Here is a 325-nt window from a genome sequence, read left to right as displayed (position 1 = left end):
AAAGTTTCTGAATTTCAGATTAGATATAGTAGTTAATGATGTTTGTGGACTTACAGGCCTAAAAATTATCGAGGCCATTTGTAATGGGAACCTCGACCCATTTTCACTGGCAGAGTACAGGCATTACAATTGCAGGAAACCAAAACAGGAAATCGCAAAAGCCTTGCATGGGAATAACCGCGAAGATTATCTGTTTGGGCTACGGCAGGAGTACGACAGCTACAAGTTTTTCCAAAGAAAGATAAAAGCATGCGACAAAGAAATTGAGCGTCTAATCAAAAGTGAAATCAAAAAATCACCCGAAAAGAAAAAACTTAAAACCACT

1 pseudogene is annotated in these 325 nt (G+C 38.2%); it reads left to right on the top strand.

The features are described 5' to 3' along the window. Positions 1-325 (top strand): annotated as a pseudogene (locus tag K5G00_RS29655) (IS110 family transposase); the annotation flags it as partial.

The sequence above is a fragment of the Maribellus maritimus genome (assembly GCF_022267315.1).
GTDB lineage: Bacteria > Bacteroidota > Bacteroidia > Bacteroidales > Prolixibacteraceae > Draconibacterium > Draconibacterium maritimum.
This window is presented reverse-complemented; position numbering and strand designations above follow the sequence as displayed.